The sequence below is a fragment of the Streptomyces sp. NPDC037410 genome, assembly GCF_055602235.1.
The window spans coordinates 222,657-242,183 of sequence record NZ_JBVJWR010000012.1; the positions used below are offsets into that span (position 1 = coordinate 222,657).

General features: G+C 73.0%; 19 protein-coding genes and 1 riboswitch. Of the genes, 6 read left to right on the forward strand and 13 right to left on the reverse strand.

The features are described from left to right. Positions 1–183: 183 nt before the first annotated feature. The 5 genes from ACZ7HT_RS21715 to ACZ7HT_RS21735 form a co-directional block, all read right to left on the reverse strand. Positions 184–678, reverse strand: coding sequence for a hypothetical protein (locus ACZ7HT_RS21715; protein ID WP_471168195.1), 495 nt, complete (start codon positions 676–678; stop codon positions 184–186). Positions 679–1,196: 518 nt separating this feature from the next. Further along, the gene (locus ACZ7HT_RS21720) at positions 1,197–2,399 is read right to left on the reverse strand and encodes an MBL fold metallo-hydrolase (RefSeq protein ID WP_471168197.1); all 1,203 of its coding nucleotides are present in this window, start codon (positions 2,397–2,399) and stop codon (positions 1,197–1,199) included. A 257-nt stretch (positions 2,400–2,656) separates the two neighbouring features. Then, a complete protein-coding gene (locus ACZ7HT_RS21725; RefSeq protein ID WP_471168199.1) occupies positions 2,657–3,424 on the reverse strand; it encodes an SIMPL domain-containing protein in 768 nt (255 codons plus the stop codon). 139 nt (positions 3,425–3,563) lie between these two features. Next, positions 3,564–4,580: a DUF6745 domain-containing protein gene (locus ACZ7HT_RS21730; RefSeq protein WP_471168201.1), complete on the reverse strand. Its 1,017-nt coding sequence runs from the start codon at positions 4,578–4,580 to the stop codon at positions 3,564–3,566. A gap of 25 nt (positions 4,581–4,605) precedes the next feature. Then, positions 4,606–4,932, reverse strand: coding sequence for a hypothetical protein (locus tag ACZ7HT_RS21735; protein WP_471168203.1), 327 nt, complete (start codon positions 4,930–4,932; stop codon positions 4,606–4,608). 166 nt (positions 4,933–5,098) lie between these two features. On the opposite strand from ACZ7HT_RS21735, the gene ACZ7HT_RS21740 reads away from it, so the two are divergent. The 5 genes from ACZ7HT_RS21740 to ACZ7HT_RS21760 are packed head-to-tail and all read left to right on the forward strand — an operon-like array spanning position 5,099 to position 10,315. Beyond that, on the forward strand, positions 5,099–6,058 hold the full coding sequence (locus ACZ7HT_RS21740; protein ID WP_471168206.1) for an STM4015 family protein: 960 nt from the start codon (positions 5,099–5,101) through the stop codon (positions 6,056–6,058). Continuing rightward, positions 6,055–7,266 carry an STM4014 family protein gene (locus ACZ7HT_RS21745; protein ID WP_471168208.1) on the forward strand — a complete coding sequence of 404 codons (1,212 nt, stop codon included), beginning with the start codon at positions 6,055–6,057 and terminating at the stop codon, positions 7,264–7,266. The genes ACZ7HT_RS21740 and ACZ7HT_RS21745 overlap by 4 nt, the downstream gene beginning before the upstream one ends. Positions 7,267–7,292: 26 nt before the next feature. Then, the gene (locus tag ACZ7HT_RS21750) at positions 7,293–8,114 is read left to right on the forward strand and encodes an STM4013/SEN3800 family hydrolase (RefSeq protein ID WP_471168314.1); all 822 of its coding nucleotides are present in this window, start codon (positions 7,293–7,295) and stop codon (positions 8,112–8,114) included. After that, entirely contained in the window at positions 8,111–9,442 is a 1,332-nt protein-coding gene (locus tag ACZ7HT_RS21755) for an STM4012 family radical SAM protein (RefSeq protein ID WP_471168211.1), read from the forward strand. Before ACZ7HT_RS21750 ends, ACZ7HT_RS21755 begins: the two co-directional genes overlap by 4 nt. Before the next feature lie 9 nt (positions 9,443–9,451). Next, complete coding sequence (locus tag ACZ7HT_RS21760) at positions 9,452–10,315, forward strand: STM4011 family radical SAM protein (RefSeq protein WP_471168213.1); 864 nt, start codon at positions 9,452–9,454, stop codon at positions 10,313–10,315. Here the strand turns inward: ACZ7HT_RS21760 and ACZ7HT_RS21765 are convergent. Both ACZ7HT_RS21765 and ACZ7HT_RS21770 read right to left on the reverse strand, forming a co-directional pair. Next, positions 10,302–11,096 carry an SGNH/GDSL hydrolase family protein gene (locus tag ACZ7HT_RS21765; RefSeq protein WP_471168216.1) on the reverse strand — a complete coding sequence of 265 codons (795 nt, stop codon included), beginning with the start codon at positions 11,094–11,096 and terminating at the stop codon, positions 10,302–10,304. The two genes, ACZ7HT_RS21760 and ACZ7HT_RS21765, sit on opposite strands and share 14 nt — an antisense overlap. A gap of 152 nt (positions 11,097–11,248) precedes the next feature. Next, entirely contained in the window at positions 11,249–12,184 is a 936-nt protein-coding gene (locus ACZ7HT_RS21770) for a M23 family metallopeptidase (RefSeq protein ID WP_471168219.1), read from the reverse strand. 2 nt (positions 12,185–12,186) lie between these two features. Then, positions 12,187–12,342, reverse strand: a riboswitch (cyclic di-AMP (ydaO/yuaA leader). Between the two features lie 394 nt (positions 12,343–12,736). Between ACZ7HT_RS21770 and ACZ7HT_RS21775 the strand changes: the two genes are divergently transcribed. Then, complete coding sequence (locus tag ACZ7HT_RS21775; RefSeq protein WP_471168222.1) at positions 12,737–13,558, forward strand: tyrosine-protein phosphatase; 822 nt, start codon at positions 12,737–12,739, stop codon at positions 13,556–13,558. Positions 13,559–13,576: 18 nt separating this feature from the next. On the opposite strand, the gene ACZ7HT_RS21780 is transcribed toward ACZ7HT_RS21775, so the two are convergent. The 6 genes from ACZ7HT_RS21780 to shc all read right to left on the reverse strand — a co-directional run bounded on the left by ACZ7HT_RS21780 (position 13,577) and on the right by shc (position 19,505). Continuing rightward, complete coding sequence (locus ACZ7HT_RS21780; RefSeq protein ID WP_352026619.1) at positions 13,577–13,735, reverse strand: DUF6126 family protein; 159 nt, start codon at positions 13,733–13,735, stop codon at positions 13,577–13,579. An 18-nt stretch (positions 13,736–13,753) separates the two neighbouring features. Next, complete coding sequence (locus ACZ7HT_RS21785) at positions 13,754–14,383, reverse strand: helix-turn-helix domain-containing protein (protein ID WP_471168225.1); 630 nt, start codon at positions 14,381–14,383, stop codon at positions 13,754–13,756. 74 nt (positions 14,384–14,457) lie between these two features. Then, complete coding sequence (locus ACZ7HT_RS21790; protein ID WP_471168228.1) at positions 14,458–15,843, reverse strand: aspartate aminotransferase family protein; 1,386 nt, start codon at positions 15,841–15,843, stop codon at positions 14,458–14,460. Beyond that, on the reverse strand, positions 15,840–16,865 hold the full coding sequence (hpnH, locus tag ACZ7HT_RS21795; RefSeq protein WP_471168231.1) for an adenosyl-hopene transferase HpnH: 1,026 nt from the start codon (positions 16,863–16,865) through the stop codon (positions 15,840–15,842). Before hpnH ends, ACZ7HT_RS21790 begins: the two co-directional genes overlap by 4 nt. A 7-nt stretch (positions 16,866–16,872) precedes the next feature. Then, the gene (locus ACZ7HT_RS21800) at positions 16,873–17,544 is read right to left on the reverse strand and encodes a phosphorylase family protein (protein ID WP_471168233.1); all 672 of its coding nucleotides are present in this window, start codon (positions 17,542–17,544) and stop codon (positions 16,873–16,875) included. Beyond that, positions 17,544–19,505 (reverse strand): squalene--hopene cyclase, encoded by a 1,962-nt coding sequence (gene shc, locus ACZ7HT_RS21805; protein WP_471168235.1) that lies wholly within the window; start codon positions 19,503–19,505, stop codon positions 17,544–17,546. Before shc ends, ACZ7HT_RS21800 begins: the two co-directional genes overlap by 1 nt. Between the last annotated feature and the right edge of the window lie 22 nt (positions 19,506–19,527).

Below are 19,527 nucleotides of genomic sequence, written 5' to 3' on the forward strand. Positions count from 1 at the left end.
CCCAGGCCTCGGCGCCGGGGCCGCGCCGCCAACAGCCTGGTCACGCAAGACATCTCACCCGAGATCAGGACACACAGACCCTTGCCGCATCCGGAAGACGCAGCGGCCCCGCCACGTGGGCGGCGCCACATGGACGGCCAGTCAGCGCACGAAGGTCCGCCTCGGCACCGGCGAGTGATGCCACTACCCGACCTCGGTCACTGCTCCCGATCTCGACTCGTCGGCCACGAGCACCGAAGTGAAGTGGATCGGCATACCGTTTCCGTCCCGCGGTACCTCCTGGGAGGTGTCCCGGGTGAAGGCCAGAGTGACCCCGGGAATGTACGGGGCCCGTGGGTCGTCATCGTTGACGCGCCAGCCCTTCCGGGCGGCGTGGGCGAGGATCTCGTCAGCGGGGGTGCGGAAGACGTCAAGGCCGTCCAGCAGGACCTGGACGCCGGGGTCCTCGTCCTCGTCGGGTCCCCAGATGGTGACGGCGGTGACCTGGTGGTCGCGTTCAAGGGCTGCCTGGAAGCCGATGCCGTCGTACTCGGTGGACACCAGGTCGAAGTCGCGCACCGCGTCGGCCGGATACACGCGCGAGGCGCCCCAGGCCGACACCGCGGCGACCGTTTCGTCGAGCGTCACGCCCAGCCGGACGGGAGCCACGCCGCGGGGCGGGTCGAGGACGAACCGCACGAGGGGGCCTTTCTGATGCTTGATACTGACCGACACCACAGCGGCCGAGGCAGCCTCGTTCCTCCTCTGGCTGCGGGACACCTACCTGCCCGCCCCCGACCTCGTCCGCTTCGGCAGCGAGCCGGCCGTGGGACGGGAAATCGAGACGGACTGGCGCCTGCCTGCCAACGGCGACGCCGCACAAGTGGCCGACGAGCTCCGCCACCACCTCACGGTCGCGGACGGGCCTGACTCACGCCCGGACAGTTGCCGGGTGAGCCAGGTCCCGCCGGTAGCGCACCGAAATCAGCGCGCGGCCAAGTCCATGCTCAGAGCCGCAGTCCAGCCGTCCACGATGCGTGTCCGGACCACAACCCGCGACGATCCCCTCGCAGCCGGCAGCGGCCTGAACTGCTCAGCGACGGCTGAAGGCTCTTCGCGGGGCGCCCCGTCCAATGGGTTGAGCACACGGTCACGGCCTTCAGCCGGGAGACGCCCCAGCATCCGCACCACCTCGGCGAGATCCTCCCCGGCCGACATCACAGCTCGCCCGCGAGGTCGAGATCACCGCTGCGCGTCTCCTCGGCCGGAACCTCGACGCTCCGGGAGCGGTGCCACGGGCGCTCGATCGGGTGGGAGACCTCCCGCCACCACGACTCCCCGGGCAGCTTCCCCCCGGGCTCGAACGGCTCGCCCGGTCGTGGGAACGCCACCGCCTGGCCGGCCTCCTCGGCCGCGTCCTTCGTCCACTCGCCCGGCTCCGCCCACGGGTGCGGGGCGAGGTTGAAGGTTCCCCAGTGGATCGGCAGCAGGACGCCGGCGGGACCGCCGCCCTGGAGGTCCAGGTGAGCGCGCATCCCCTCGGCGGGGGTCATGTGGATGTCGGTCCAGAACTCCGAGTAGGCGCCGATCTGGATCATGGTGGCGTCGAAGGGGCCGTGGGCGGCGCCGATGTCCTTGAAGCCGGAGAAGTAGCCCGTGTCGCCGCTGTGGAAGATCCGGTGGGCGGGCCCCCGCACCACCCAGGACGCCCAGAGCGTGTGCTGGGTGTTCCGCAGGCCCCGGCCGCAGAAGTGCCGGGCCGGGGTGGCCGTCAGCCGCAGCTCGCCGACCTCGGTGGACTCGTTCCAGTCCAGCTCGCGCAGGCGGGAGGCCGCCACGCCCCAGCGCTCCAGGTGCGCGCCGACGCCGAGCGGCACCGCGAAGACCGTGTCGGTGCCGGCCAGGGCCTTGATCGTCGGCAGGTCGAGGTGGTCGTAGTGGTCGTGCGAGATCACGACCACGTCGACCGGGCCGAGCGCGGCGAGCGGTACGGGCACCGGGTGGAGGCGCTTGGGGCCGGCGAAGGGGAACGGGGAGCAGCGGTCGCCCCAGACCGGGTCGAAGAGGACCCGGTGGCCGTCGATCTCGGCGAGGACGCCGGAGTGCCCCATCCAGGTCAGGCGAAGACCGGTGGCCGGGGGTTTGGCCAGGTCGGCAAGGGTGGTGGGGTGGACGGGGATCGTGCCGGTGGGGGCTCGGCGCGCGCGTCCCTCCTTCTCGAAGTAGATCTTGGCGAACTCGAGGCTGGACCCGGAGGGGCCGCGTCGCGCCGGTTCGGGGTTCTGGAAGATCCCGTCCGCGAAATTCGGCGAGCGGCGGATCCGGGCGAGACGGGCGCCCGTGGGGTCCGCGCCGAAAGCTTCGGGGCGCAGGGCGCGCAGCCGCGCCCGCGGCGAACGGTCGGAGCCGGTTCCGGTCACAGGACCTCCTGATCTCTGGGGGTCGTTCCATTATGGGCGGCCCGCGCCGGAACGGTCCGGGGCGGGCCGCCCGTACCGGGCGGGCGTCCGGTACGGGCGCGCGTCGGCGGGACGCTCGACCGGGCGGTGACGGACGCCGCCAGCCCGTACGCCTGGGCGCACGGGCTGGTGGACGAGCGGCTGCCGGTGATCCCGGGGCGCTACGGATGGTGCCGGGCCGGTCGCACGCCGGAGCCTTCGGTGCCCCTCGGGCTCCCTCAGACCAGCTCGTAGACCGCCGAGACCGTCACCTGCTCCTCGATCTCGCCCGGTGCCAGCGGGACGCCCGGTTCCTCCGTGGAGGCGGCGGGGGACGCTCCGGGGCCGGGGCGCACGGACTCGCCCTCGCTCAGGGAGACGAGCCGGCCGAGCCGGTGGCCGCTGAGCTGGGCGTGCTGCGAGGCCTTGTCGTAGGCGTCCTTGTACGCGGCCTCGCGGGCCTTCGCGCGCAGCGCCGAGGGGTCGGCGACGTCGAAGACGACGCCGTTGATCCGGCCCGCCTCCCCGCTGGAGTCGTTGACGGCTCCGATGACCTGGCCGGTCCTGTCCAGGTCGCGGACCTTCACGGAGAACGACTGGCCCGCCTGGTAGCCGGTGACCTTGCTCTCCCCGTCCTTGTTCTGGGTGTAGACGGGGGCGAGCGAGAGGCTGTCGGTGCGGATGTCCCGGTCGGCGATCCCCTGCTTGTGCAGCACGTCGAGCAGCGTCTCGGCCGCGGTGGACTGCACCGCCATCGCCTCCTTCGCGGTCGGGCGGGTGGCCTCGACCCCGGCGGACAGGATCGCCAGGTCGGGCGCGGCGGACGCGCGCCCGTTGCCCGTGACGGTGACCGTGGCCGGCGCGGTCTCCCCGGCGGCGCGGAGGGCGGTCCGACCGGGCGCGGCGGCCAGGGCGGGGGCCGTGGTGCCGGCGAGGAGGCCGCCGAGTACGGCGGTGGCGGCGAGCAGACGGGCGGTACGGGCGGCGCTGGGCCGGCGGATCGTCACAGGCGGTCCTTCCTGGGGTGGGGGCCGGGGCTCCGGCGGGCACATCCCAGCACCCGGCGCCGCCGCGTCCCGCGCGCCACTCCTGACCGGCGGCTCCCTTCACCTCTCCGCACCAATCGCACCCGGTCACGGGCGCGGCTCAGGTCTGGACGAGGGGCTCGTACGCCTCGGGCCGGAGCCCGAAGGTCCAGGCGACGCCCTCCCGCGCGGTCCGGGTCGCGGGCGGCACCCGCAGCCAGTACGTGCGGTGGGTGCCGTCCGGCTCGGGCGTGGAGTTGACGACCTCGACCATCACGACGTCCTCGTCGTCGGCGAGTTCGATCCGCCACAGGACGCCCGTCTCGTCGCTGTGCTCGTGCCGGGCCCCGGAGGCGGCGAGGTAGCGGTCGTAGCCGTAGTACTCCAGCATCACGCGCCGCAGTTCGGCGTTCTCCTCGTCGCGTATCCGCTCGGGGGTGAGGCCCGTGAGGCCGGCGAGGAACTCGGCGGAGACCGGCATGCCCCGCCAGGCGTGCAGGGCGAACCCGTCGCGGTAGGCGAGCGCGGGGCCGTCGCCCCGGTCGAGGCGCCCGGCCTCGTCCCGGTGGAGTTCCATGGGTCGCTCGCAGATCACGACGGCGTTCTCGTACGGCCACCACCAGCCGGCGTGCTCGGCGACGGTGGCGAGGCCCGCGAGCCGTACGCCCTGTCCTTCGAAGGCGGCGAGCCAGGCGGCGTCGTGCTGGCCGAGCACGGCGTCGAGCAGCAGGAGCCGCACGTCGGCCGCGTCGGCGTCCGCCGCTTCCGTGACCCCGGCCCGTATCCGGTCCGCGAGGCTCCGCGTCAGGTCCCAGAGCGGGGCGCCGGTCGCCTGCCAGTGGGCTGCCCAGCCGGCCGGTCCGAGCGCGTCGTGGAGGCGGCGGCGCTCCTCGGCCCACGGCCGGGTGCGCACCTCGTCCCGTACCGAACGGCCCGGGTCCGCGAGGCCCCACAGGAGCGTGACGGCCGCGAGCGGCGAGTCGGCCCAGAGGACGCGCTGCGGCTCGGCGAGGCCCGCCGAGCGGTAGGCGAGCCGGAGGCCGGCCTCGGCGGCGGCGCGGTCGGCGGGCCCGGTGGCGGCGCCGACGGCCCGCCAGCTGTCCGCCGCGGTGACGCGGTCCATCTCTTTCTCCCCCATGTCCTTCGCTCCTCTCCGGCGGACGTCAGTCCGCGACGATCCGGTACGCGCCGGGCACGTACTCCCGCTGGCGCACCACCCGGTACCAGCCCTTCGGGAGGGGTATCGGCGCGTGCTCCTCGTGCACGACCCGTCCGCCCTCGGGCAGTGCGAGCAGGAGCGGGCCCAGCGGTCCCGGCTCCCGGACGAGCCGGCCGGGGCCGGGGATCGCGTGGGCGTGTCCGGTGACCTCGCCGAGGGCGAGGACCAGGCGGCCCCGGCCGTCCCTCGGCTCCCCCGCCGCCTCCTTCACCCGCTCCGGAACGGCCGACTCCGCGATGGGCACGATCAGCACGTCTCCCTGCCGGTACATGGCTCTCCCCTCCCCGTCCGGCACGTGCTGCCGAACGTGAGAACGACGCTAGAGCCCGGCACTGACAATCCGTCCGGGGACAACCCGGCGAGGGGCGTTGTCGGTGCCGCTTGGTAGAACTCTCTCCATCAGCCGGCCCGCCCCGAACGTTGTCTGGAGCACCGCCATGACCGTTGGCACCCACCTGCAGGAACTCCGCGGACTGCCCGTGTTCGACTTCCCGGACGCGGACGCGCGGGTCGAGCTGCCGGCGACGGACACGGTCGCCTGGCGGATCTCCGCCCCGACGTACTCCGATCCCGGTGACGAGCTGTGGGAGCAGCGGTTCGAGCGCTTCCTGAAGTCGGTCGACACGCGCCGGGTGCGCGCGCTCGTCGTCGGCGGCTGGGACGAGGCGTACGAGAACTCCTCCGCCGACATCGTCACCGCGCTGATCGGCGCCAACGACCGTCTCACGGCCCTGGAGGCGGTGTTCCTCGGGGACATGACCGGCGAGGACTGCGAGATCTCGTGGATCATCCAGTCCGACGTGACGCCGCTCCTCGCCGCCTACCCGGCCCTGAGGGAGTTCGGGGTGCGCGGTGGTTCGCAGCTGGCCTTCCCCTCCGTCCGGCACAGCGGTCTGGAGACGCTGGTCGTGGAGACCGGCGGCCTGCCCGCCGAGGTGGTGCGCGGGATCGCGGGCAGCGATCTGCCCGCCCTGCGGGAGCTGGAACTCTGGCTCGGCACCGACGAGTACGGCGGCGACAGCACCCCCGAGGACCTGGCGCCGCTCCTCGCCGGCACGGCGTTCCCCGCCCTGCGCCGCCTGGGCCTGTGCGACAGCGTGATCCAGGACGCCGTGGCCGCCGCCGTCGCGGGCGCGCCCGTCGTCGCACGCCTGGAGCGGCTCGACCTGTCCATGGGCGTGCTGACCGACGAGGGCGCGGCAGCGCTCCTCGACGGGCAGCCGCTGACCCATCTCACCCACCTCGACCTCTCCCACCACTACCTGTCGGAGGCCCTGTGCGAGCGGGTCCGCGCCGCGCTCGTCCCGCACGGCGTGACCGTCGACCTCAGTGACGCGCAGGTGGGCGAGGACGACGGCGACGGGGACGTCTGGCGCTACGTCGCGGTCGCCGAATGACCTCCGGCCCGCGCCTCGTGGTCGTCGGCGATCCGGCGGGCCGCCGCGTCGCGTTCTTCCAGGACGCGCTGCGGCTCGCCGGGCTGCCCGAGGCGCGGGCGGTGTCCTGGCTGGACGTGCTCGGGGGCCGGGCGTGGTTCGCCGGGGACGAGACCGTGCGGCTCGATTCTCCCGGCGAGGATCCGGAGGCCGACCGGCTGCTGCGCGGGGTCGACGATCCGGCCCGGGTCGAGGGCACCGGCCGCTGGTACGGGCGGTTCACCGCCGCCGTGGCGGACCTCGCCCGCTCCGTGGCGGAGGCGGGTGCCGTCCTCGTCGACGACCCCGCCGAGCTCGCGATCTTGTTCGACAAGAGGCTGAGCCACGGCCGGCTGAGGGCGGCCGGAGTGCCGGTGCCCGAATCGCCGACCTCGGGGCCCGGGGCGCCACCGGTGCGCGGCTGGGCGGACGTCCGGGCGCTGACGGCCGGGGCCGGCATGCGCCGGGTGTTCGTGAAGCTCGCGCACGGCTCCTCCGCGTCGGGGGTGCTCGCCCTGGAGACGAACGGCGCGGGCCGGGTCCAGGCCACCACCTCGGTGGAACGCGGGGCCGGCGGACGGCTCTTCAACTCCCTGCGCGTCCGCCGCTATACGAGCGAGCACGAGGTCGCCGCGATCGTGGACGCCCTCGCCCCCGACGGCCTGCACGTCGAGCGCTGGCTGCCGAAGGCCACGCAGGACGGCCGGGCGGCCGATCTGCGGGTGGTGGTGATCGACGGGCGGGCCACGCACGCCGTGCTCCGCACCAGCCGCTCCCCCATGACCAATCTGCACCTGGGCGGCGCCCGGGGCGATCTCGACGCGGCGCGGGCGGCGATCGCCGCGGCCGGTGGCCGGTGGGCGGACGCGCTGTCGGTGTGCGAGCGGGCCGCCGCCGCCTTCCCGGGCACCGGGTGCGTGGGCGTCGACCTGCTGCCCGCGAGCGGCTGGCGCCGCTTCGCCGTGGGCGAGGTGAACGCCTTCGGCGACCTGCTGCCCGGTCTCACGGGCCTGCCCGGCAGCGGCGCCGAGGGACGCGACACGTACGCGGCCCAGGTCGCGGCGCAGTTCCCGCACCCGTACGAGACAAGCGCCGCGCGAAGCAGTACCGCACGAACCAGCGCCGCAGGGCCAAGCACCACCGGAACAAGCACCACAGATCCGAGCACCACAGGAACGAGCACCACGTGAACCCCTCCGACGTGAACCGACCCGACATGAACGCGATCGTCGGCAGCCACGATCTGCTTCTGGTCACCCTCGACACCCTCCGGTACGACGTGGCGGCCGAGCTCGCGGCCGAGGGCCGCATCCCGAACCTGGCCCGCCATCTCCCCAGTGGCGTCTGGGAGCGGCGGCACGCGCCCGGGAGCTTCACGTACGCCTCCCACCAGGCGATCTTCGCCGGTTTCCTGCCGACCCCCGCGGCCCGGGGCCCCCACCCACGGCTGTTCGCGGCCCGTTTCGCGGGCAGCGAGTCGACGGCCGGCGACACCTGGGTCCACGACACCCCGGACTTCGTGTCGGCGCTCGCGGACGAGGGCTACCGGACGGTGTGCGTCGGCGGGGTGGGCTTCTTCAACAAGCAGCCGCCCCTGGGCTCCGTGCTCCCCGGGCTGTTCCGGGAGAGCCACTGGGAGCCGTCCTTCGGCGTCGCCTCGCCGACCTCCTTCGAGTCCCAGGTGGCCTGCGCGGAGGAGGTCGTCGCCGGGCTCCCGCGTGAGGAGCGGCTCTTCCTCTTCGTCAACGTGTCCGCGCTGCACCAGCCCAACTGGTTCCACCTGCCGGGCGCGACCCGCGAGGCCGGGGACTCCCGGGAGACGCACGCGGCCGCCCTGGAGTACGTCGACCGACACATCGGGCGGCTGTTCGCCGCGATGAGCAGCCGCCGCCCGTGCTTCGCGATCGTCTGCTCCGACCACGGCACGGCGTACGGGGAGGACGGTTTCACCGGGCACCGGCTGGGCCACGAGGTGGTGTGGACCGTGCCGTACGCGCAGTTCGTCCTGGCCGGGCCCGAGGGCGGGGTGGCGGCATGAGCGACACCCCCCGCCCGTACCGCAGTTACGTCTACGCCTACCCGCACAAGACGGCCTACCGGGCGCTCGCGGAGCGCCCTGGGCTCGCCGCCCTCTGGGCGGACGAGCCGAAGGACGCGCTCTCCCTGTACGCGCACATACCGTTCTGCGAGGTCCGCTGCGGCTTCTGCAACCTGTTCACCAGGATCGGCGCGCCGGACGAGCTGACCACCCGCTACCTCGACGCGGTCGACCGTCAGGCCGTCGCCGTCCGCGAGGCCCTCGGGGACGCGTCGCCGGTGCGGTTCGCCACGGCCGCGTTCGGCGGGGGCACGCCCACCTTCCTCACCGCCGCCGAGCTGGAGCGGCTCTGCGACATCGCCGAGAAGCGGATGGGCGCGGACCTGCGGGCCGTGCCGCTCTCCGTGGAGACCTCGCCGGCGACCGCGACCGCCGACCGGCTCGCTGTCCTCGCGGACCGGGGCGCGACGCGGCTCAGCATCGGCGTGCAGAGCTTCGTGGAGGCCGAGGCGCGGGCGGCGGTCCGGCCGCAGCGCCGCGCGGACGTCGAGGCGGCGCTCGGCCGGATCCGGGACACGGGCGTGCCCGTGCTGAACATCGACCTGATCTACGGCATCGACGGGCAGACGGAGCGGTCCTGGCGGTTCTCGCTCGACGCGGCCCTGGCGTGGCGGCCGGAGGAGCTGTACCTCTATCCGCTGTACGTGCGCCCGCTGACCGGTCTGGGCCGGATCCAGGACCCGGTGGCCGCCGACCGGGAGTGGGACGAGCGGCGGCTGCGGCTGTACCGGTACGGCCGGGACCATCTCCTCGCGCACGGCTACGAGCAGGTGTCGATGCGGATGTTCCGCCGGGCGGACGCGGGTCCGGCCGGTCCGGACGACTACGCCTGCCAGACGGACGGCATGATCGGCCTGGGCTGCGGTGCCCGCTCGTACACCTCTGACCTGCACTACTCCTTCGACTACGCCGTCGACATGCGGGAGATCCGCTCGATCATCGACGCGTACACGGAGACCGAGGACTTCTCCCGTGCCGAGGTGGGCCGGGCGGTGGACGGGGACGAGGCGCGTCGCCGTCATCTCCTCCAGTCGCTGCTCCAGGCCGAGGGCATGCCGGTCGCCGGGTACGAGGAGCGGTTCGGGTCGTCGCCGTTCGCGGACTTCGGCCCGGAGCTCGCCCGTTTCGAGGAGTACGGCTGGATCGCGGACGCCCCGGCGGGGCTGCTGCGGCTGTCGCCCGAGGGGCTCGCCCACTCCGACGGGCTCGGGCCCGAGCTCTTCTCCCCCGCCGTGCGGGCCGCGATGGCCGCGTACGAGGCGAAGTAGGCGGCGGCCGTGGATCTCACCCTGCTGTACCGGGGCCCGCTGTCCTCCTGCGACTTCGACTGCCCGTACTGCCCCTTCGCCAAGCGCCGGGACAGCCGGGAGCAGCTGCGCGCGGACCGGGCGGCGCTCGAACGGTTCACCGGCTGGGCCGCCGGGCAGACCGGGGACCGGTTGCGGATCCTTTTCACCCCGTGGGGCGAGGGGCTCGTGCGCTCCTGGTACCGGCGGGCGCTGGTGGAGCTGTCCCGGCTGCCGCACGTGGAGCGGGTGGCGATCCAGACGAATCTGAGCTGCCGCACGGAGTGGCTGGCGGAGGCGGACCCCGACAGCGTGGCCCTCTGGTGCACGTACCACCCGGGGCAGACTCCGTACGAGCGCTTCCTCGCGAAGGCCCACGAGCTGGCCGGTCGGGGGATCCGTTTCAGCGTCGGGGTGGTCGGCCTGCCCGAGCACCGGGAGGACGCCGCCCGGCTGCGGGCCGCGCTGCCGCCGCACGTCTACCTCTGGGTGAACGCCGCGGAGGGCCGCACGTACACCGACGCGGAGGCCGAGGGCTGGACGGAGCTCGATCCGCTCTTCCCGTACAGCCGGCATCCGCACCGCTCGGCGGGGCTGCCCTGCCGCACCGGCGCGTCGGTGGTCTCGGTGGACGGCGAGGGGACGGTGCGGCGCTGCCACTTCGTCAAGGCCGAGCTCGGGAACCTGTACGACGGCTCGTACCGCGCCGCACTGCGGCCCCGCGCCTGCCCCCTCGCCGTCTGCGACTGCCACATCGGCTACGTCCACCTGGAGACGCTGCCGCTGTACGACGTGTTCGCCGGTGGGGTCCTGGAGCGGATCCCCGCCGCCGCACCGCCGACTACAGGGGCATGAGGTCGGGGCGCTTCGCCTCGACGTGGTCGCCCGAGCTCTCGCCGCGGAGCCGGCGCCCGATCCACGGCACCAGGTACTCCCTGGCCCAGTGGATGTCGTCCTTGCGGACCTCGAGGGTGCCGCGCGGCGGGACCGGCGGCCAGGGCTGGTCCGGGTCGGCGGGCACGGGCATGCCGAGGACCTGGGCGGCGCGCAGGGCGACGCGGGTGTGTCCCTCGGGCGAGAGGTGCAGCCGGTCGTCGTCCCAGGCGCGCCGGTCCTGGACGGACTTCAGCGACCACAGGTCGAGGACCGGGCAGCCGTAGCGGTCCGCGATGGCCCGGACGTGCCCGTTGTACGTGGCGATCTTGCCGCGCAGGTGCTTGAGCAGGGTCACGTCGCGGGTGTCGAAGCCGGTGGTCACCATGACGGTGCCGACGGCGGAGCTCAGGTCGGCGACGGCGCGCTCGAAGCGCTCGGCCACGTCGTCGGGGTCCGTCCCGGGGCGGATGATGTCGTTGCCGCCCGCGCAGAAGGTCACCAGGTCGGGGGCGAGTTCCTTCGCCCGCGGGACCTGTTCCGCCACGATCTGGTCGAGAAGGCGCCCCCGTACGGCGAGATTGGCGTACCGGAAGCCGTCGTGCTCCGGCAGCTGGTCGGCGAGCAGCACCGCGAAGCGGTCCGCCCAGCCGACGTACGTCCCGTCGGGCCCGGGGTCTCCGACGCCCTCGGTGAAGCTGTCACCGATCGCCGCGTACGACCCGAATGCGTTCTTGTCTGTTGATCTCGAATCGTCTGCCACGGGAGCACATCCTTCCCTTTGGGATGGGACCTACGCGACCGTAAGGAAGGGTTGACGCAGGGTGACATATGCCACCGATAAAGATTCCGCCAAACCGGAATACGCCGGATGCCCGGCACGGGTGTGCCGGGCATCCGGGGGGTGACGTGTCGTCAGATGCTCACGCCGTGCTGGCGCAGGGCCGCCAGCGGGTCGATGTCGGAGCCGTACTCCGGCCCGGTGCGCATCTCGAAGTGCAGGTGCGGGCCGGTCACGTTGCCGGTCGCGCCGGAGAGGCCGATCTCCTGGCCGCCGGTGACGGCCTGGCCGGCGGAGACGGAGATCGAGGACAGGTGGGCGTACTGCGAGAAGGTGCCGTCGGCGTGCTGGATGACGACCTGGTTGCCGTACGCGCCGCCGTCGCCGGCGGAGTAGACGGTGCCGGGGCCGACCGCGTGGACGGGGGTGCCGGTGGAGGCGATGAAGTCGACACCGGTGTGGTAGCCGGAGGACCACATGGAGCCGGCCTGGTGGTACGGGGTCGACATGCCGGCACCGGCGATCGGGGCGACCCAGCCGGAGGAGCTCGGCGCGGCCGACGAGGACGGCGCGGCGGACGGCGCGGCGGGCGCGGGGGCGGCCGGGGCCGAGGTGCGCTCGCTGCTGCGCGAGGCGCGCTGGGTGTCGCCGTTCTTGCCGGAGGACTGCCAGTCGTGGTGCGCGGCCCCGGCGGTGCTCTTCGCACCGAGGGTGAGCTTCATGCCGGGCAGGATCAGCGAGGGGTTCCCGCCGACGACCTGGCGGTTGTCCTTGTAGAGCTTCTGCCAGCCGCCCGCCAGGTGGTGCTCGGCGGCGATCTTCGACAGGTAGTCGCCGCGGACGACGGAGTACGTCTTCGGCGCGGCCTTCGCGGTGGCGGGCGCGGCCTCGACGGCGGCGGCCTTCACCTGGGCGACGGCCTGCGCGGGAGCGGCGGCCGGGGTGGCGGCGTGGGCGCCGGTGGCTCCGAGGAGCGGGAGGGCGACGACGGCGCCGCCGGTGCCGGCGGCGGCGAGGCCACGGGTCAGGCGGTTGGACTTGGTGCGGCGGTGCTTACCCTTCGCGGGCATGGCGAATTCCTCTCCGGCGCCTGCGAGGTGAGCTGTCGGGTTCGGACTGGAGATGTCCGGCCGCGTGCAGTACGCGACTTCACCCCGAGCCGTCCTTTCGAGGGATCGGCGACTTACCTGGTTCCCCCGCTCCTGCCTTCTACCGGTGAGTGCGGATTCCGGTCGGTGGCAGGATTCGGCGGTCCGTCCGGAGTGAGCGCGACGCTAGACGAGTGGGGTCGGCGTGAACAAGCCACGGTTTTCACGCACTCCGGGATTTCTTGATTTCCGGGCGGAATTCCGGTCACCCTCCGTCGACGGCGGCCCCTCGATCTCCTTTTCCCGGGGGGTATTTGGAAAAGACGATCAGGCACGGTCCGTCACGGTTATGACGCTGCTCACGCGCGAATCCTCATCTCCCCTGCAACCAGGGCGGGTTACCTCTTAGCTCTCAATACGGACAGATCGCCCATTCCCGTCCGAGGGGGTGCGCCTCCGGGCCCCCACCCGAGATGATTGCCCCAGGAACCGATCCACCGGACACAGGAACCGATCTACAGAACAGGAGCAGCCGTGACCCAGCAGCTGCCGCAGGTCCCGCCCGCCGAATCCGACGAGCCCGAGCTGGCGGAGGTCCGCAACTTCCGGGACGTGGGCGGCCTGCCGACGACGGACGGGCGCGCCGTCCGCCCCGGGCGCCTCTTCCGCAGCGGCCACCTCGCCCACGCGACGGAGGACGACGCCGCCTTCCTCGCCTCGCTCGGCCTGCACACCGTCTTCGACTTCCGCAACGAGTCGGACCGGAGGATCGAGGGCCCCGACGTCGAGCTGCCCGGCGTGCAGAACGTGAACATACCCCTCAACGACCCTGCCGACGGCAAGGAGTTCTGGAAGCTGGTGCGCGACGGCGAGATCGCGCAGCTGCGCGAGGTCCTCGGCGACGGCAAGGCGGCCGCCCGGATGTCCCGCTCGTACCGGAAGAACGTGCTGGAGCGGACCGAGGAGCACAGCCGGCTCCTGCACGCCATGGCGGAGGAGAGTGTCCCGGCCCTCCTGCACTGCGCGGCCGGCAAGGACCGGGCCGGGGTCGCCATCGCGATCACCCTGCTCGCGGTCGGGGTCGAGCGGGAGGCGATCGAGGCCGACTACGTGAAGTCGAACGCCCCGCACCGCCGCTACAAGGTGCGCCGCAGCTCCACCTCCCCGGACGCGATGTCGCCCGAGGTGATGGAGCTGCTGAGCCCGCTGTTCGACGCGCGGGTGGAGTATCTGCGGGCCGCGTTCGAGACGATCGAGACGACCTGGGGCTCGGTGGACGCCTACTTCGCGGAGGGCCTGAAGCTGGCCCCGGAGACCCGCGAGCGGCTGCGGGAGCGCCTGCTCACGGAGGCGTGACGCCTGCCCCCGTACGCCCTACTGGCCCTGCGCGCCGAGCGTGAAGAGCAGGTAGAGGAAGCCGGCGAAGAGGTGGCCCGCGATCAGATAGGCGAAGAGACGGAGCACGAGCCCCTTGGGGAACTTGCCTTCACCGCGCTCCTCGCCGGTGACCGGTCGTACTGACTTCTCGGACATGTCGGTCCTTTCTGGACGTCAGCGCCGATGCGGGGTCCCGTCGCCGAGGCACAGGTCGGCGGCGGGGCTCTGCATCAGCGTGTGGACGAAGAGCAGCTCGGCCCCGCCGGACGTGGCGGCGCCGATCCGGTGCGGGGTCAGCGAGTCGAAGTGCGCGCTGTCCCCGGGATCGAGGACATGGACGGCGTCGCCGAGCGCGAGCCGGACCCGGCCCTCCAGGACGTGGATCCACTCCTCGCCGGGGTGGACCCGCACGATGTCGGCCCGGGTGGCGTAGGGCACGTGCACCCGCAGGCACTGGAGGGCGCGACCGGCGCCGCCCGCCTGGCGGTAGATCCAGCCGTCGGCCTCGACGGGCTCGGAGCGGTCGGCCCGGACGACGGGGTCGCGCTCGGGGGGCGTCTCGCCCAGGAGCTCGGAGACCGTCGTACCGTAGATACGGGACAGGGCCAGCAGCATCGGCAGCGAGGGCTGCCGGTTCCCCGTCTCCAGGCGCGAGAGGTGGGCCGGAGAGAGACCGGCCCGCTGGGCGGCGGCCTCCAGGGTGAGCCCCCGGCGGCGGCGCAGGGCCCGCAGCTGCGGGGCGACGTCCGGCAGGACGGCGGTGAGGGCGGGGTCCGGGGAGGTGTCCCCGGGGACGTGGTCCATGCGTCCATTCCGCCAGGTTCGTGCCTCTGAGGCAAATTTCTTGCCTCAGAGGCAAAACCGGCGTCGCGATCGTGTCAGCGCTGCGCGACCGCCTGCTTGACCAGCGTCTTCCCGAAGTCCCACATCAGCCCGCCGCCGCCGTGGGCGTCGTCCATGACCGCGGTGAAGGCGGTGACGAACCGGTCCACGTCCGCCTCGTCGATGATCAGCGGCGGGATCAGCTTGATCACCTCCAGGTGGTCCCCGGAGACCTGGGTGAGGATCCTGTGCCGCTGGAGCAGCGGGACGACGACCATCTGGGCGAAGAGGCCCTTGCGGGCCGCCTGGAGCATCGTCCAGCGCCCGCGCAGGCCCAGCGAGGACGGCCGCCCGAACTCGATCCCGATCATCAGGCCGCGCCCGCGGATCTCGTGCAGCAGCTCGTACCGCGGCACGAGCTCCTTCAGACGGCCGGAGAGCAGGTCGCCGATCCGGCGGGCGTGCGCGACGGTGTCCTCGTCCTCCATGACCGAGAGGACGGCGAGCCCGGCGGCCATGGCCTGCGCGTTCGATCCGAAGCTCGCCGAGTGGACCAGGACCCGGTCCATCGACGAGTACACCTTCTTGAAGATCCAGTCCTTGCCGAGGGTGGCGCCGACCGGCACGTAGCCGCCGGAGAGCGCCTTGGCGACGCAGACCAGGTCCGGCTCGACGCCCTCCTCGTGCTGGTAGGCGTAGAAGTCGCCGGTCCTGCCGAGGCCCGTCTGGACCTCGTCGGCGACGAGCAGCGCGCCGTGCCGGTGCAGGAGGTCCTGCGCGGCCCGGAGGAAGCCCGGTGGCGCCTCGTGGACGCCCTTGCCTTGGATGGGCTCGACGACGAAGGCGGCCACGTCGCCCCGGCGCAGCTCCCGCTCCAGGGCGTCGAGGTCGCCGAGGGCGATCGCGGTGTCCGGCAGCAGCGGGTCGAAGCCCTCGCGGAAGCCCTGCTCGCCGTTGACCGAGAGGGAGCCGGTGGTGAGCCCGTGGAAGGCGTGGTGGCAGTAGAGGACCCTCGGCCGCCCGGTGGCGTACCGGGCGAACTTGAGGGCGGTCTCGACGGCCTCGGTGCCGCTGTTGCCGAAGAAGACCCGGTCGAGGTGCGGACTGTGGGCGAGCAGCCGCTCGGCGAGGAGGCCCGGCAGCGGCTGGCAGTCGAAGCGGGTGAGGTCGGCGAGCTGGGCGTCCAGGACGTCGTGGAGGGCCTTGCGGACGACGGGGTGGTGCCGTCCGAGGCCCATCACGCCGAAGCCGGCGAGCATGTCGAGGTGGTCGACGCCGTCGGCGTCCCAGAAGTGGGCGCCCTCGGCCCGCTCGTAGACCTTGTCGAAGCCGATGGTGTGCAGCATGCGGGGCAGCTGGTGGTTGAGGTACCTGGCGTGCAGCTCGTACCGCTCCGCGCCGCGCTCGGAGAGCAGCGCCCGCAGGTCGAACCCGCCGGTCATGACTTGTTGTTCCCGGAGACCGTCTCGCGGACGGCGCGCAGGGACTCCTTGAGGGAGCCCATGGTGGCGAGGACGGCGGTGGGCTCGTAGCCGCAGTGCGCCATGCAGTTGGCGCAGCGCGGGTCCTTGCCGCGGCCGTACTTGTCCCAGTCGGTGTCCTCGACGAGTTCGCGGTACGTGGGGACGTATCCGTCGCTCATCAGATAGCAGGGGCGCTGCCAGCCGAAGAGGGAGTAGTTGGGAATGGCCCAGGCGGTGCAGGGGAAGTCCGCCTTTCCTTCCAGGAAGTCCAGGAAGAGCGGCGAGTGGTTGAGCCGCCAGCGGCGCCTGTTCCCGCCGGCGAAGGCCTTCCTGAACAGTTCGCGAGTCTGTTCGACGCCGAGGAAGTGCTCCTGGTCGGGGGCCTTCTCGTAGGCGTAGGCGGGCGAGATCATCATTTCGTCGACCTGGAGGTCGTCGTTGAGGAAATTGAGGACCTCGATGATGGTCTGCGGGGTGTCGGTGTTGAAGAAGGTCGAATTGGTGGTGACCCGGAAGCCGCGCCGCTTGGCCTCCTTGATGGCCGCCACCGCCTCGTCGAACACGCCCTCCTTGGCGACGGACTCGTCGTGCCGCTCCCGCAGCCCGTCGATGTGCACGGCGAAGGCGAAGTACGGGGAGGGGGTGAACTTCTCCAGCTTCTTGCGCAGCAGCAGCGCGTTGGTGCAGAGGAAGACGTACTTCCGGCGGGCCACCAACTGACGTACGATCTCGTCGATCTGAGGGTGCATCAGGGGCTCGCCGCCCGCGATGGACACCATGGGCGCGCCGGACTCCAGGACCGCGCCGACCGCCTGGGCGACCGGCATGCGCTGCTTGAGGACACCCGCCGGGTGCTGGATCTTTCCGCAGCCCTCGCACTTGAGGTTGCAGGCGTAGAGCGGCTCCAGCTCGACGATCAGCGGGAACTTGTCCCGCTTGCGGAGCTTCTGTTCGAAGAGGTAGGTCCCGACCCGGACGGACTGACGGAGCGGCATGGCCATAACTCGTTCACCTCCTGGGGAGCAGCAAAGAACGGTGCCATTCGTAGAAAGCGGGAAGGACGGCACGAAGGACACGGAAGGCTGATATTCCCCCGCGTACCGTGCCGATCCGCACCAGCTCATGTTCTGGAGCGTCCACGACCACCCGGACGGCCGCAACCGGGCGGGCGTCCGGCCCGTCCCCGTGCGCTCCGGCGGCCCGGGCGGTACGGAGCGTGGCGGCGGACTCCATGTCGACGGCGATCGCGCCGCCCGCGCCCAGCGCGGCCCGCTCGGGGCCGCGCACCACGTGGTCGGAGCCGATCAGCGGCCCGGTGTGGACGGCGCGCCCGGGCACCGCCTTGACCAGGGCCTTCACCAGGAGCTCAGTCCCGGTGCACAGGGTCGTGCCGTCGGGGCCGCGGGTCTCGTCCGCGACGATCAGGTCCCCCGGGTGCATGCCGGGCGCGAGGCCCGCGCAGAAGCCGGAGGCGATCACCGCGGCGTCCCGCCAGGGCTCCTCGCCGAGCGCCCGGGACACCGCCTTTCGGGCCCGGTCCGGCCCCATGCCGGTGCGCAGGACGGTCACCGGGCCCGGCGCGGCGCCCCGCTCCCCGCTGCGCAGGGCGAACTGCTCGATGCCGAGCGCGCAGGCGATCAGCAGGGGCGGGCCGGCGCCCGGGTCGGGCTCGCGGCCCATCAGTCCGCCTTGCGCGGCGAGGGCTCCCCGTGCACGTAGCGCCCGAGCGCCGTGAGCGGGAACACCTGCCGGTAGAGGTGGTAGTTGATGGAGAAGTCCCAGGGGAAGCCGGTACCGGTGAAGTACGGCTCGTCCCAGGAGCCGTCCTCCCGCTGGGTCTCGGCCAGCCAGGTGACACCCCGGCGGACGGGCTCGGAGTCCCGCTCGCCCGCGGCGAGCAGGGCGATCAGGGCCCAGGCGGTCTGGGAGGCGGTGGAGGGGCCGCGCCCGACCCACTCCTCCTCCTTGTACGAGCGGAGGTCCTCGCCCCAGCCGCCGTCGTCGTTCTGCGCGGACCCGAGCCAGTCGACGGCGCGGCGGATCGCCGGGTGGGAGGCGGGCAGCCCGGCGGCGGCGAGCGCGGGGAGCACCGAGCCCGTGCCGTACACGTGGTTGACGCCCCAGCGGCCGAACCAGGCCCCGTTGGGCTCCTGTGCGGCGAGCAGCCACTCGATGCCGCGGCGGGCCCGCGGGTGGTCGGTCATGCCCTCGTAGGCGAGCATCTCCACCACGTGGGCGGTGACGTCGGCGGACGGCGGGTCGATGACCTCGCCGAAGTCGCAGAACGGCAGCCGGTTGGGGAAGGGGCTGGTGTTGTCGGCGTCGAAGGCGCCCCAGCCGCCGTCCCGCGACTGCATGCCGAGCGTCCAGCGGGCGCCCCGGGCGACGGCCGCCTCCACCCGGGCGGGGTCGGGGTGCCGGACCCGGCGCAGCGCGAGCAGCACCTCGGCGGTGTCGTCGATGTCGGGGTAGGTGTCGTTGTGGAACTCGAACGCCCAGCCGCCCGGCGGGAGTTCGGGCCGTCGCACGGCCCAGTCCCCGGTGCGGGTGATCTCCTCGTCGAGCATCCAGTCCACGGCCTTCACGAGCGCCGGGTGGTCGGGGGCGAGCCCGGCGTCGGCGAGGGCGATGACGGCGAGGCAGGTGTCCCAGACGGGCGACTGGCAGGCCTCGATCATCCGCGAGCCGTCCTCGCGCCAGACCGCGAACCGGTCGAGGGACTCCAGACCGGCCCGCATGACGGGGTGCTCCAGGTCGTAGCCGAGGAGGTGGAGGGCGATGACCGAGTAGACGGCGGGGGGCTGGATGCCGCCCCAGCAGCCGTCGTTCTCCTGGCGCTCGACGATCCACCGCGCGGCGACGTTCATGGCCGTCCGGCGCAGCCCGCGAGGGGCGAAGCGGTGGTAGACGTGCAGGGCCTTGTCGAGCCGCTGGAAGACGCCGTCCCAGCCGGTGGCCGGGGCGAGCGGCCGGGGCGGGTTCGGCCGCGCCGGGTCGGTGTGGAGCTCGTCCAGCGGGAAGGGCGCGGGGCGGACGGGGCGCTTCGCGGAGACGATGGTGAGCGGCACGATCGTCTGCCGGGCCCAGCAGCCGAAGTCGTAGATGTTGAGCGGGAACCACTTCGGCAGGAAGAGCAGCTCCGGGGGCAGCTCGGGCAGGTCCTCCCAGCGCCACCAGCCGAAGAGGGCCAGCCAGATCCGGGTGAAGACCCGGGCGGAGGCGATCCCGCCGCGGGCGCGGACCCAGGCGGAGGCGCGGGCCATGTGCGGGGCCTCGGGCGGGTCTCCGGCGAGCCGCAGGGCCACATAGGCCTCGACGGTGGCGGACAGCTCGCCGGGTCCGCCGTAGAAGGTGGCCCAGGCGCCGTCCTCGTGCTGCTCACGGCGGATGTGGAGCGCGGCGGCGCGGGTGGTGTCGGCGTCGAGGATGCCGAGGAACTGGCGGAGGAGGAGGTCCTCGGCGTCCATGGTGACGTTGGTCTCCAGGTCGCCCTTCCACCAGCCGGCCGGGTCCTGCCGGGCGAGCAGATGCTCGACGCCCCGCCCGACGGCCCGCACGGCGGCGGCGGTGTCGTTCGTCCTGCTGGCCGCGGCTGCCCGGGGGCCCATGGCCCCGGTGCTTCCGTCGGTCGTCGCTGTCATGGCTTCCCCTTCGTGCAGTCGG

Bases quoted from the DNA above. Each gene is read 5' to 3' on its own strand.
- ACZ7HT_RS21800 (WP_471168233.1), bottom strand. From the start codon at position 17,544: ATGGGCCGCGAGCCCGACCCGGGCGCCGGCCCGCCCCTGCTGATCGCC.
- ACZ7HT_RS21790 (WP_471168228.1), bottom strand. From the start codon at position 15,843: ATGACCGGCGGGTTCGACCTGCGGGCGCTGCTCTCCGAGCGCGGCGCG.
- ACZ7HT_RS21785 (WP_471168225.1), bottom strand. From the start codon at position 14,383: ATGGACCACGTCCCCGGGGACACCTCCCCGGACCCCGCCCTCACCGCC.
- shc (WP_471168235.1), bottom strand. From the start codon at position 19,505: ATGACAGCGACGACCGACGGAAGCACCGGGGCCATGGGCCCCCGGGCA.
- ACZ7HT_RS21780 (WP_352026619.1), bottom strand. From the start codon at position 13,735: ATGTCCGAGAAGTCAGTACGACCGGTCACCGGCGAGGAGCGCGGTGAA.
- ACZ7HT_RS21770 (WP_471168219.1), bottom strand. From the start codon at position 12,184: ATGCCCGCGAAGGGTAAGCACCGCCGCACCAAGTCCAACCGCCTGACC.
- ACZ7HT_RS21740 (WP_471168206.1), top strand. From the start codon at position 5,099: ATGACCGTTGGCACCCACCTGCAGGAACTCCGCGGACTGCCCGTGTTC.
- ACZ7HT_RS21755 (WP_471168211.1), top strand. From the start codon at position 8,111: ATGAGCGACACCCCCCGCCCGTACCGCAGTTACGTCTACGCCTACCCG.
- hpnH (WP_471168231.1), bottom strand. From the start codon at position 16,865: ATGGCCATGCCGCTCCGTCAGTCCGTCCGGGTCGGGACCTACCTCTTC.
- ACZ7HT_RS21745 (WP_471168208.1), top strand. From the start codon at position 6,055: ATGACCTCCGGCCCGCGCCTCGTGGTCGTCGGCGATCCGGCGGGCCGC.
- ACZ7HT_RS21750 (WP_471168314.1), top strand. From the start codon at position 7,293: ATGAACGCGATCGTCGGCAGCCACGATCTGCTTCTGGTCACCCTCGAC.
- ACZ7HT_RS21730 (WP_471168201.1), bottom strand. From the start codon at position 4,580: ATGGGGGAGAAAGAGATGGACCGCGTCACCGCGGCGGACAGCTGGCGG.
- ACZ7HT_RS21735 (WP_471168203.1), bottom strand. From the start codon at position 4,932: ATGTACCGGCAGGGAGACGTGCTGATCGTGCCCATCGCGGAGTCGGCC.